This window comes from Pseudoalteromonas sp. Z9A6 (genome assembly GCF_011378805.1).
GTDB classification, from domain to species: Bacteria; Pseudomonadota; Gammaproteobacteria; order Enterobacterales; family Alteromonadaceae; genus Pseudoalteromonas; species Pseudoalteromonas distincta.
The window spans coordinates 85,351-98,611 of record NZ_WTKZ01000006.1 but is presented as its reverse complement, the minus strand read 5'-3'; the positions used below and the strand labels follow the sequence as shown (position 1 = coordinate 98,611).

6 protein-coding genes are annotated in these 13,261 nt (G+C 38.9%); 2 read left to right on the top strand and 4 right to left on the bottom strand.

Going from position 1 to position 13,261, the window contains the following annotated elements; genetic code table 11:
• Positions 1–438: 438 nt before the first annotated feature.
• Positions 439–681 (top strand): hypothetical protein, encoded by a 243-nt coding sequence (locus GQR53_RS04030; protein WP_002959734.1) that lies wholly within the window; start codon positions 439–441, stop codon positions 679–681.
• Between the two features lie 357 nt (positions 682–1,038).
• Here the strand turns inward: GQR53_RS04030 and topA are convergent, their stop codons facing one another.
• Together topA and GQR53_RS04020 are read right to left on the bottom strand one after the other, a co-directional pair.
• Positions 1,039–3,759 (bottom strand): type I DNA topoisomerase, encoded by a 2,721-nt coding sequence (gene topA / locus GQR53_RS04025; protein WP_165742945.1) that lies wholly within the window; start codon positions 3,757–3,759, stop codon positions 1,039–1,041.
• Positions 3,760–4,008: 249 nt separating this feature from the next.
• A complete protein-coding gene (locus tag GQR53_RS04020; RefSeq protein WP_165742944.1) occupies positions 4,009–7,974 on the bottom strand; it encodes an Ig-like domain-containing protein in 3,966 nt (1,321 codons plus the stop codon).
• A 193-nt stretch (positions 7,975–8,167) separates the two neighbouring features.
• Here GQR53_RS04020 and GQR53_RS04015 point away from each other — a divergent pair, with 193 nt between their 5' ends.
• On the top strand, positions 8,168–9,502 hold the full coding sequence (locus tag GQR53_RS04015) for a dicarboxylate/amino acid:cation symporter (RefSeq protein ID WP_165742943.1): 1,335 nt from the start codon (positions 8,168–8,170) through the stop codon (positions 9,500–9,502).
• 95 nt (positions 9,503–9,597) lie between these two features.
• Here the strand turns inward: GQR53_RS04015 and sohB are convergent, their stop codons facing one another.
• Together sohB and GQR53_RS04005 are read right to left on the bottom strand one after the other, a co-directional pair.
• Positions 9,598–10,614, bottom strand: a complete 1,017-nt coding sequence (gene sohB, locus GQR53_RS04010) for a protease SohB (RefSeq protein WP_165742942.1) — start codon at positions 10,612–10,614, stop codon at positions 9,598–9,600.
• 100 nt (positions 10,615–10,714) lie between these two features.
• Positions 10,715–13,180 carry a VolA/Pla-1 family phospholipase gene (locus tag GQR53_RS04005; protein ID WP_165742941.1) on the bottom strand — a complete coding sequence of 822 codons (2,466 nt, stop codon included), beginning with the start codon at positions 13,178–13,180 and terminating at the stop codon, positions 10,715–10,717.
• Between the last annotated feature and the right edge of the window lie 81 nt (positions 13,181–13,261).

Sequence of the window (13,261 nt, the reverse complement as noted above, 5' to 3'; positions counted from 1 at the left end):
TTTTTTGTATTTAACGCATTCTAGTGACTTTTAGTTTCAACATTTAGACATTCAGTTAAAGCAAATAATACGGCTGATATTACAAATTTAAAATATCCTCATAGCAGAAATATACAATGGCGCTTATCCATTTCATTTTTGAACCTAAAAAATCACTTTTCCTAAAACAATCTAAAGGTTATTAATATAAAGCGCAGAATCAAGTTTTCTTAGCTACTAAATATATTACTCCAGCTGATAATGCTGTACTTACTAAAGTTTAAAAACCGACAAGTAAATTACTCATCCTCACGATAAAAAAATTTCGTTATCTTTTATTTCAATTTCGATTAAAAATCAACATACCAACAGAGTTGTTCTGGATTGGGCACTACTGATTTATACCTAACTTTAAACTGGATAAATCAGTCATCACACCATTTTTTTAGGAATAAACGAATGAAAAAAGCATTGCTAGCATTAATCGTAGCACCACTATTTGCAGTATCTGCGACTTACGCGGTTGCAGACGATGCGCCAACAGCTTCAGCCGAAATGATAAAAGAATACACAGAAATGTGTGTTAACTGGGCTAAAGATGATGACGTAAGCAATGAAGAGCTAAATGCCTACGTATTAAAATGCGTAAATGATGAGCTTGAATCTGAAGGCTATAAAAAAGTATCTTCTGTTAAGATTTAATTATACCAATTACATTTAATTAGTGATCAATTATAGCGCTAAGAATAAAGCTCAATAGCTAAGCGAAAAAGCATGACATATATTTGTTCTCGGCAGCTGCTCCCTGCAATGCCTACTGTCTGCATCTATGCAGTCATATATGAATAGTTTTTAACGCAGTAACTGAGTTATTTAATACGCTAAAATGACCATGTTTTTAATCAAATTGGTAACACGCTTAGGTGAATGTACTGCTAATAAAGCCGTTGCGAAAGCACTCAACTAGGCACAAAAAAACCGGAATAGACACAAGCTGTGCATTCCGGTTTTTTTATGACTTTTTAAATCTACAAAAGCTATGAATAAGCAATAACGAGCTTATTCATCTTCTTTTTTAGCTTTCGCTTTAGGCTTAGCTTTAGGCTTAGCTTTAGCTGGTGCCTTTTTTGCAGCTGCTTTCTTTTTAGGCGCTGCTTTTTTCTTCGCTTCTTCTGTCCATTTACCTGCCTCATAATGAGCAGTCCAGCCGGTAGCTTTACCGTCAACTTCAGTCATAACATACTGAGATTTATTTTTACGGCTATAGCGTACAACAGCAAGATTACCATCAGGATCTTTAGCTGGTGCATCTGCTAAATAATAAAACTTAGGCGAAATGCGGTCTCTAAAGCGTTTTAGTTCTTCAACCTTAGGTGCACGTGTTTCACGTGACTTAGGAAAAGTATTTGCGGCTAAAAATATACCCGCAGCGCCATCACGTAAAACAAAATAAGCATCTGACTTTTCACACTCTAATTCAGTAATGTGAACAGGATCTTCTTTTGGTGGAGCAGCCTCGCCATTTTTAAGTAACTTACGTGTGTTCTTACACTCGTCGTTATTACAACCAAAGTACTTACCAAAGCGACCCGATTTAAGCTCCATGTCAGAACCGCACTTATCACATTCGATAATTGGTCCGTCGTAGCCTTTAATTTTAAAGGTACCTTCTTCAACTATATGCCCTTTACATGCTGGGTTATTACCACACACATGTAGTTTACGGGTTTCGTCAATTAGGTATGAGTCCATTGCAGTTTCACAAATAGGACAACGCTTCATCTGCATTAATTTTTCGGTTTCTACGTCTTCGACATCAGCAGCAACCGCTTCATCGCCCGACACTAAGTTCATTGTTGTAGTACAACGCTCTTTTGGTGGAAGGCTGTAACCAGTACACCCTAAGAAAACACCGGTTGAAGCCGTACGTATGCCCATTTTGCGGCTACATGTAGGACATTCTATATCGGTTTCAACCATCTCATTAAGACGCATGCCGCCATTCTCTGGCTCGTCTTTAGCGACAGTTAGTTGCGTTGAAAAATCAGCATAAAACTTATCTAAAACTTGAGTCCATACACGCTTGCCTTCAGCAATGTCATCTAAACGACCTTCCATTTTAGCTGTAAAATCAAAGTTCATTAAATCAGTGAAGTTTTCAACTAAGCGGTCAGTAACAATTTCACCCATTTTTTCAGCAAAGAAACGGCGATTTTCTACACGTACATAACCACGATCTTGAATTGTTGATATAATCGACGCATAAGTAGATGGACGACCAATACCACGCTTTTCAAGCTCTTTTACTAAACTAGCTTCACTAAAGCGAGCTGGCGGCTTAGTAAAATGCTGCTTAGGATCAAGTTCTATTAAAGTAAGTATTTCACCTTCTTTAACAGCTGGCAGTGATTGATCTTCTTCGTTCTTTTTACGCACCGCAGGTTGTACTTTTGTCCAACCATCAAAGCGAAGCACGCGGCCTTTTGCTTTGAGCTGGAAATCGTTAGCTGCAACAGTCAGTGTTGTTAAGTCGTATTCAGCAGGTACCATTTGACACGCTACAAACTGACGCCAAATTAGCTCATACAGCTTTTTAGCATCGGCATCTACGCCTTCGATATGACCAGACAACACAGTAACGCTTGAAGGACGAATTGCCTCATGCGCTTCTTGTGCATTGCCTTTAGAGCTATAGTTAATTGGATCTTTTGGTAAATATTTAGCACCAAACTCGTTCGTTACATACTCACGACACATTTCAACCGCATCTTTTGAAAGATTGGTTGAATCGGTACGCATATAAGTAATATAACCGCCTTCATACAAACGCTGAGCGAGCATCATAGTCTTTTTAACGCCATAACCTAGGCGTGTACTTGCCGCTTGTTGCATGGTTGAAGTAATTAATGGCGCACTTGGGCGACTTTTACTTGGTTTTTCTTCAACGCTAATTACTTTGTATTCTGCACTCTCAAGGCTTTTAACAGCTGCGCTAGCCTGAGCTTCATTTACAGGCTTAAATGCCTTTCCTGCTTGTTTGGTTACTTCTAAGCGTAACTCAGACTCAGTATTCTTAACATCAGCGTGAATATCCCAAAACTCTTCAGGGATAAATGCCTTAATTTCACGTTCACGCTCAACTAATAAGCGTACCGCAACAGACTGAACTCGTCCTGCAGATAGACCACGTGCAACTTTTGCCCACAACAAAGGAGAAACCATAAAGCCTACAACACGGTCTAAAAAGCGTCGTGTTTGCTGAGCGTAAACCATGTCAGTATTAAGCTCGCCAGGTGTTTCGAAAGCTTGCTGTATTGCGTTTTTGGTAATCTCGTTAAAAACTACGCGCTTATACTTTTCAGGTTCGCCGCCAATGATTTCTTGAAGGTGCCAAGCAATTGCTTCCCCTTCTCTATCCAAATCCGTTGCGAGGTATATTTGATCTGCATTTTCAGCCAGCTTTTGTAATTCTTGAACAACCTTCTCTTTACCTGGCAGGATTTCATAATGCGGCTCCCAACCTTGCTCAGGATCAATACCCATACGCGCGACCAGGTTAGTATAATCTCGTTGCTTTTTATACGCTGCTTTCTCTTCAGGTTCCATTTTGCGAACTTCTGCTGGCGTTTTAGTTGCCGGCACTTTAGCTTTGCTCGAACCTGAAGTAGGTAAATCACGTACATGCCCAATACTGGACTTTACGATGAAGTCATTACCTAAATATTTATTAATTGTTTTAGCCTTAGCAGGTGACTCTACAATTACTAGCGATTTGCCCATAGTTGCCTATTTCTAACCAAATATTAAAAATGTGTTTTGCCGACATAAGCGGCGCGAATATTTATAGGTATATCTACAAACACTAGTTGTTACAAGCTTTTAATACAAACTTTTCAGTATTTACTGAATAAACGAACAATTTTTGTCGTTAAATTAAACAAACAGGTGTTTTTAGATTAATTGATGTGGAATATATAGAACAGAAACAAAAATGCCAACCTAAAGGTTGGCATTTTTTATTTTAAACGATTATAAATCGTCGATTACTGAAACTGAAAATGGCGAAACTAAACCTGAAGGAGCTTCAACTGAAATGTTTAAGCTACCCGATGGACTATCGTTACCACCTGTCAAAGGTTCCCGTTTAATACCAAAAGAAACACCTACTGGAACAAAGCTCGTAGTATTAGGAAATACATAACTAGTTTCGCCAGTAATTTCACCGTTATCAGTACTAATAGTTACCTCAGTACCTGCAGGCATAGGATTATTATACATATCTGCAATATACATAATCAGACTGACACTACTAGTCCCTGTTGGACTCTGGGTTAAATCTATTTCACTGACTTGACACATCTGTTGGCTTGTTGGATCAGCTTGTGAGCGACGTACTAATGGGCTCGCTGGATCACTGTTTATATGCACCTCAGATGCTGTTACGCCTGCAATAGCCGAGCAATCATCAGCATAGGTTACTAATCTAAAGAATGCCGCATCACCCGACATAACAATCTCTTGGTTTTGAAATACATTAACCAATTGACGGCTACATAGCCCTGCGGTTTCGTCTTCTTCACGACATAGTAAACCATTGTATAAACCGTTTTGGGTAGTCCAAGAGCCATTACCATCAAAATCTACGAACTCTTCAAACTCATCACCTGTTGAATTGTCACGAGAACATGGGTCTGTTCCATCACTACAATCTTTGCCGCCAAAAGTACCATCTTCATTGTTATCAATAAAAGCTTCTGGGATATCAAATAAATCATCAAAGAAGTCTTCGCTATCAAAGTAACCATTACCATTTAAGTCTGAAAAAGTCTCTTCACCAATAGCATATGCATGAACGGTTGCTCGTCCACCAAGTGGTAAATCTATTGTAAGATCATTATTTAAAATACCTAATGGGCACGGTAATCCACCATCACATTTTTGAGCAATTGTATTTTCGTACATTGAATCAGTAAAAGGACGCGGGTTGCTACTTGTCCAAGTAACGCTACATGCTCCATTCGTTGTAGTACAACTTGGCTCAATAACTCCACCTTCTGTAATAAAAGTAACGGCCGTACCATCTGGAACAGGATTATTAAAGTGATCGGCTAAACGTGCGTTAACCGCTACTGTATTACCATCAACATTTAATGCATGGGGATTGAAAATAGAACGCGATAGCGAAAAACTATTTTGATCGGCAATACCCGTACTAACAACAAGAATATCTGAGGGAGCCGTAACAATGACTGTATTGCCTCCAACCTCTTCCTCACTTGATGCAATAACACGTACAGGTGTTGCAATCGAACCAGATAGTACTGATGTTTTCACTTCGCCACGGGCATTAGTAATAGCGCTTGCTGTGCCTAATGTAATGCCACCTACAGCAGTTGAAAGTTCAAAGTTAACCGTTCTTGACGCTAAATCGTTCCCGTTTGAATCCACAAGTTTGAAAGTCACTTCTGAAATTTCAGTACGGTCAGCACCACCTGTACCTTTTAATGCAATTACAGGCTCTGTAACATCTATAAACTGTAAAAAACCAATATTTGCAGGTGATACATTAATTGTAGTATTTGCAGAAACCGTATCTCCACCAGTAATAACCGTTGCAGTAATAATATCACCACCCACACAAGTTAAAGGGCGATAAGTTGAACGTGCAAATCCACCAATACTTGTCACAGTTTCATCAATTGATGCCTGCTCCGAACTTACACAGCCCGATGTAAATTCAACCGTTAATGGCGTTGTATATAACTCACCATCTTTAGTAATTTCAATAGAAACTAGAGCCGTAGCCCCTGCCGCTAATAGCTCATCATCAGCAATAGAACTCGAAATAGAAATTTCAATATCTACCGCAGCAATCTGAAACGCCTTAGTCAAGTTACTATCAAGTACAGACACGGTGATTTCACCTGCCCCTACATCCAGTCCAGGAACAATATCGAGTAGTGCAATACCATTAGAATCTGTAATTGCAGTACCTGTAGTAGGTGAAATTGCACCAATAGTGGTAGTAGCGGTTACTAAAGTTTGAGTAAGTGGTGTTGTTGAATTTTCATTAGTCACTTCAATAAATAAAATAGCTGAAGAATCACCTGAGATACTTGTTATCTCTTCACATAAACTTGCATCTCTAGTTGTTTTAAAACCAACCGGACAGTTTTGCAAAATTTTAAAATTGATATCCGCAGTGCTTTGATTAGGGTCGATAGCATCACCACGAGTATAAAACCCTACCGTTTCTGTAATAGCTTCGTACTGTGCTGTAACATTACCGGCTCCTTCAATTGTACCTGGTGTTAGATTTAGAGTAGCAATACCGTTAATATTTGTTAGCGCAGTACCTGAACTAGGTAATAGGTTACCTAAAGTAGAGCTAAAAGAAACCACTTTTCCAATTACTGGGGCACCATTTGAATCTAGGACTAGAGCTTCTACTAGGCCATTATCGTTGGCACTAATTTCGCTTATTTGGTTTCGTGTTGTTGACGACCTTAAGCTCAGATCAATTGTGAAATTATCTGCATCACCTTGGGCTGGAGAGTCCCCGGCAGTTGTATATGTAAAAGCTTCAGCTGTGTAACTCGTGTTATCGCTATCAATATATTCGGCCGTTATTGAGCCAGCCCCAGCTTCTGTCCCTGCTAATAAATCAACCTTCGCAATCCCCTTCTCATTGGTCAGTGCAGTACCATTAGAAGGATTAATAGTCCCTAAGCCTGATAAATTAAATGCGACTAACTTAAACGCACCTGGTTCACCGTTTAATAAGAGTTGCGCCTGGGCAACAGCAGGGTTTAAAAAATCCACATTGCGAGTTGTCGAATCATCACTTGCTAATAAGCTAACTGTAATTTCCGCTTTTTCAACAATGATAGATTCAAAGTCAAAGGCTTCCGATGAGTACGTAACACCATTATTTATGTAAGTTACAGATAATTCTGAAGCACCTTCAATATTTCCAGCTAGGAGCTCAATAGCAGCTATACCATTGCTATTGGTTAAAACACTTCCAGAACTAGGGTTTAAAACACCGATATTACTAGCTAACGAAAAATTAACACTTTGTGAGCTAACTGGAGTACCGTCATTAAGTAACGTTGCTCTTAGTTCAAGTGGCGCTAATGAAGTAACTGTATTTGATTGAAGATCCGTTCCATTTGAATACCCTTGCAAAGTTAAACTATAAGCAGGTTGGTTACCTTCTTTACCGTCGGATTGAAACGAGAAACTTGAGGTGTAAGTAACACTATCAATGTTGAAACTTGCTACAACTTGACCAGCGCCTTCAATTGTTCCTGATGTTAATTCTACTTTCGCTTGTCCATTAGTTTGTGTAAGTGCTGAACTTGCATTTAAAGAACCCACATTACCCGATAGAGAAAATGTTATTACCTCACCAGATACTTGATTACCGTTATTAGTAAGAGTGGCGATTAAATCGATTGGAGTATCCCCTGAAACTGAATTGGTTTCAGATCCATCCCCTTGAGAGAAGCCTTGTAATTGGATCACGTATTCATTATTTGGATTTAGTCCAGCATCACCTGTTGAGCTAAACGAAAAACTATCTGTATAGGTCGTGCCATCAACTGTATATGTGGCAGTTACTTCTCCAGCACCTTCGACAGTACCAGCCATTAGTTCAACTTCGGCTTCCCCATCTGTATTTGTTAGTGCAGATGTCTGGCTTAAAGCCCCTACGGTATCGGTTAAAGTAAACGTAATTCGCTGACTATCAACAACATCACCGTCGTTATCAGTGAGTATTGCTCTTAAGTTTAAGGGAGAATCTGCCGTAACAGCATTTGACTCTGTTTCGTCTGTTTGAGAGTATCCCTTTAATGAAACCGAATATGTAGCAGCCTCTGTAGTGGAATCACCATCACTTATAGAACCGTCTTTTTCAAGTGACCCACCGCCACCACAGGCTGTGAGTAAAAAACTTAGCAATGAAATGCCGAGCAGTCGCATTAAAGGCATGAACCTCTCCCTAGCGTTGTTATTATAATCAAAATTAATTTACACTTAATATTAACCTATAACTTAGTCTAAAATCACAGTTTTTTATTACTTTTTTGTGCAAAATATTTTTAAATAAATACTAACTTTTTCTGTAGTAAATATTTCCTTGCTGGTAGTCTATGGCAAATTTATAAAATGTAGATCAGGAAATATGTCAAAAATCCGTTCAATGAGTTTAACCACTCGCATCATGATTGGTATGGCGCTTGGGGTTGCAGTAGGTTTTATATTTCAGGCTATATTAGCTGGTGAAGACGATTATCTAATACCACTTGGGTTATTCTCTTTGCCAATTAAAGCCTTTTTTGTTGATGGTATTTTCCATGTTGGTGGCCAAATATTTATTGCCAGCTTAAAAATGTTAGTTGTGCCTCTTGTTTTTGTATCGCTCGTTTGTGGTACCTGTAGCTTAAGTGACCCTAAAAAACTAGGCCGCCTAGGTGGTAAATCTATTGTTTTATACTTATTAACTACGGCTATTGCTATAACGGTGGCTATTACACTTGCCTTATTATTTAGCCCTGGTGAAGGTATAAGCTTGCCATCTAATGCAGCTTACGACGCGAAAGAAGCGCCTACCCTAGCGCGTGTAATTATAGATATGTTTCCTACAAACCCTTTTGAAGCGATGGCCAAAGGTAATATGCTTCAAGTTATTGTGTTTGCACTATTATTTGGTGTAGCAATGGCATTAAGTGGTAAAGCAGGAAAGCGTGTTGCTACCGTATTTGAAGATTTAAACACTGTGATTTTAAAACTAGTTACGCTGTTAATGAATATTGCCCCTTATGGCGTGTTCTTTTTAATGGCAAAACTGTTTACAACAATTGAGCTTAACTTAATTGTTAGCCTAGCCAAATACTTTGGCGTTGTAGTGCTTGCACTGTTATTACATGCTTTTGTAAACTACACATTGCTTTTAAAAGTATTAACGGGCTTAAACCCGCTTATTTTCTTAGCAAAAATGAAGCACACATGCTTATTTGCATTTAGTACCTCGAGCTCAAGCGCAACTATGCCTATTACACTTGAAACTGCTACTAAAAAACTAGGTGCTAATAACTCGGTTGCCTCATTTACTATCCCACTGGGTGCTACCATTAACATGGATGGCACTGCCATCATGCAAGGTGTGGCTACCGTGTTCATTGCACAAGTGTTTAGTGTCGATTTGACAATATCTGATTATTTAATGGTTATATTAACAGCAACACTTGCCTCTGTAGGTACAGCAGGCGTACCTGGTGTTGGTTTAATAATGCTGGCCATGGTACTTAACCAAGTTGGCTTACCTGTAGAAGGGATTGCAATTATTATCGGTGTAGATAGATTACTTGATATGACACGTACAGCAGTTAATGTAACCGGCGATTGTATGGTTACCTGTGTTGTTGCTAAATCTGAAGGGGAACTTGATGAGAGCATCTTTAACGACCCTAATGCAGCTAAAGACTTAGAAGATTATCATAAGTCTATTGACTCTTAAGCTACATTTATACAGCTATAAAAAACCTTGATGCAATACATCAAGGTTTTTTTTGAGTAGAAAGAATTAAACTGAATCGTAAAAAAAATTCTAATCTAAGGATTTAGGGATTTAAATTTAGAGAGTAAGTTTATTCCCACTTTATTTACACCACTACTCAGGCCAAGAGCTAGCTTATCGCTTAATCCCTTTTTAATTTTGTATTTAATCTTATAAATTTGGCGCTCATGTTGCTGCTCCAGCAATGCATCATCACTTGTCTTTATGACATCTACCAAACCTTTATCAATCGCTTGAGTTGCAAACCAATGCTCGCCTGTCGCAACTAAGTTTATATCTAAGCTTGGACGTTGAGTGCTTACAAACGTTTTAAATAAATCATGTGTTTGTTCAATTTCTTCACGAAATTTTTCACGGGCCTTATCTGTGTTTTCACCAAATAAAGTAAGCGTACGTTTAAACTCACCTGCAGTTATTTGCTCAAATTCCACATCATTTTTCTTTAATATTTTATTAAAGTTTGGTATTTGAGCTATCACACCAATAGATCCAACTATGGCAAAAGGGGCTGCAAGTATCTCATCGGCTACACACGCCATCATGTAACCACCGCTCGCTGCTACTTTATCAATTGCAACACTCAGAGGAATACCTGCACTTTTAATACGCTGTAACTGAGATGCAGCAAGTCCGTAGCCATGCACAACACCACCACCACTTTCTAAACGAATAAGTACTTTGTCTTTACTTGGATTGGCAATAGAGATAATGGCCGTTATTTCTTCTCGTAAGCTTTCTACTTCGTGAGCGTCCATACTGCCTACAAAGTCAATTACATATAAACGAGGTTTAGGCTCATCTTTATCTGCTTTTTTACTTTGCGATTTAAGCTGTTTTTGGTGCGCTTTAAGCTCTTTTTTACCCAGCGTATTTTGTAAAAAGCTTTCTTTAAGCTCAACTAATTGCTCTGATATGTCGTCAATTTGTATTTCGCCTTTTTTGGCTTTAGGCTTAACTGCAGCGCCAACTATTAGCATTAGAATAACTGCTATAGCAATAACAAAAGTAATTGTTTTAGCAAAAAACAAACCGTATTCGTATAAAAATTCCAACTGGTTTCTCCATTTATAAATTTCAGCTAATTTAGCATGCTTTAAAGCAAAAAAAAGCCACTTTTCAGTGGCTTTTAAAGGTTAATTATTTTATTGGCTATTAATCAGTCACAACCTCAGGGTTGGAAACTAATAACATTCGACCACGAGCAGCTAAGTAAGTAGCTACTTGCAACTGCATTTCTGTATTAGCGGCCGCACTACCTTCAACAGTTGCAGCTTGTGCATCATCTTGAGCTGGCGTTAATATAGAACCATGATGCCCTTTAGTAAATTTAACTAAGTAGCTTGCTGGTATTTCACTCAATGCTTGCGAAGTACTTACTGTTTCAAGACCCATCAAGTTAGCTAATGGAATTGTGCCAGAAATAGGATTATTAGCTGCCATTGGTGGTATCACTTGGTCAGGCTTGTTATCAACACCATCACCCACAACAACATTAGTATAAACAGGAGTACCTAATGCTTTCACAGTGGCTGCGTAGTTCGTAGGGTCGCCACTATCTAATGCTGTTTGAGCCGCAAAAGCAAACTGTGTAAATACACCTTGAATGTTAGTAAGTTTAGTCGTTTCACCCGCAGTAGTAAGTGATGTAATATATTCTCTGTAACCACATGTTAAATAAGCTTCCATATCCTCCGATGCAAATGAACCACAGTTAGAAAGCGCAGCGCCCTGTAAGTAAACGTTAAGTTCATCAGCTTCTGTTGTACCCGCTTGTGAAAGTACTGAACCTTGAATAAATGGACCAAACGCAGCGGATTCAAGTAAGAAGCTTGCTATACCGCCACCGCCACTTGCAAGCGCTACCGTATTTACATTAAATAGCGGATCAAGCGTTTCTGCCATTGGCGTATTAGCTTGAGCAATAAATGCTGGAGCAACAATTGAACCCAAAGAGTGTCCAACGTAAGTTACATCTTTACTGTTAATAGTTGCATCATTAATAAAGTTTAAGCCTAAACGCAAACCTAATAAATCAGCAGCCGATTGACGTAGACTATCACGTGCAACTAGTAACGAACTTAAGTTCATGTAGCTAAGGACAGAGCCCGTTGTAGCATTAAAATCGTCTGTCCCATCATCACCAACATCTATACCACGCTCACCGTGGCGAGGATGATCAATAGCAACCGTTGCAAAGCCTTGAATAGAAAGCTGCGCCGTTAAAGCAAGCATACTTTCTTTTTGTGTTGTAATACCGTGTTGCATAATAACAACTGGCCAGCCACCTTCTGGGATACTTTCAAGCTCAGGTAAACCATAAGCTGAACGATAAACATTTATATCTGCTAAAATTGGCTTTGTGATTTGTACAGGTATAGTCTCACTGCTTTGAGCTAGTGGAACTGGGTTATATTTAGTTAAATGCCGAGTAATATCTATTTTTGGATAGTCATGTAGACGAGCATTTATTTGCTGGCAAACGTCTTCATAAGGACCTTCATCAAACATAGTTGCATCAATATCTTCTTCTTTACCCTCATCTCGTAACTTTTGATCCGCAGCTAACTGATTTAATACTGCAACAGGGCTTGAACACATTGCTTTCCAGTATGTGTCATTCAAAGCGCTTATATCTTTACCTGTTGGTGTGCCTAGATACATTGGTAAAGTAATCTCGCCTTTAATATATTCAACAGCATCAAATGGAGCAAAAGTAGCTATATCAGGAAATTTTAAAAAATCTTTAACCGTTTCAACCTCATCAGACTCTGTAACAGTTATTTTTGGTATAGTTGCAGGGTTTATCAAACTACCAGCTAACAATTGTTTAATAGTACCAAGCACTGGCCCTGCTGATTGAATAGTCATTGCACTAGAAAAAATAATATCGCCTTTTGAAATGTCGCCTGAACTTACCACTACATTTTCGTAGCTATTTACAGCACCTTGCAAACCAAGTTGGGCTTCTGTAATTAACGGCGCTTCTTCACTCACAGAGGCATAAGTAGAAGAAGGTTCAATAGAACGCCCTAATGAATCTTTAAGCCCTGTAGTTAATACATTGATGTATGAGCTACCGGCTGTAAATGGTTTTAAAGGAATAATGGCAACGGCATCACCTGAAGCTTGAGTTACAAAGTCAACGCCAAAAGTAAGTTCACCCACTAATTTACAAGCAGTGCCTGCCGCTACAACAGAACATTCTGCGTCAGTTAAGCTTGCACCCATTACAACTTCAAAAATCCTTACCGTTCCAGGGCTTCCCGCAGACGCTTCATCTAAACTTACATTTGGTGGGAATGTTAAATCAATTTTATAAGGAACCTGCGAAGACCAACCATCAAGTGCACCTAGAGCAAGCTGAGGGTCTGCATAAGCTGCACGAGAAATAGATGCATTATCGTCATCTAATTCGCCAGGGATATTAAGTGTACCGTCTTGAGTCCCACTCATTAATAAATCATTAGGTACCGATAAGATACCTGCAGCAGGGTCAAATGTAACTGTTGCTGTTGGAATAACGGGTGCTGTGTCATTTTTGACATCTGTTAACGTTTCTCCACCGCCACAGCCTGCTAAAGCAGCTGTAACCGAGAGTGAAAGTAGCATTTTTTTCATATTGTTGGCTCCGCACATATTTTATTTTTATAGTGTGTTTAATCAGTGTATTAAGTTAAAACAATGTAATCAGGTTATTAA

Coding starts and splice junctions, on each gene's coding strand:
- GQR53_RS04020 (WP_165742944.1), bottom strand. CDS start 7,974: ATGCCTTTAATGCGACTGCTCGGCATTTCATTGCTAAGTTTTTTACTC.
- GQR53_RS04015 (WP_165742943.1), top strand. CDS start 8,168: ATGTCAAAAATCCGTTCAATGAGTTTAACCACTCGCATCATGATTGGT.
- GQR53_RS04030 (WP_002959734.1), top strand. CDS start 439: ATGAAAAAAGCATTGCTAGCATTAATCGTAGCACCACTATTTGCAGTA.
- topA (WP_165742945.1), bottom strand. CDS start 3,759: ATGGGCAAATCGCTAGTAATTGTAGAGTCACCTGCTAAGGCTAAAACA.
- GQR53_RS04005 (WP_165742941.1), bottom strand. CDS start 13,180: ATGAAAAAAATGCTACTTTCACTCTCGGTTACAGCTGCTTTAGCAGGC.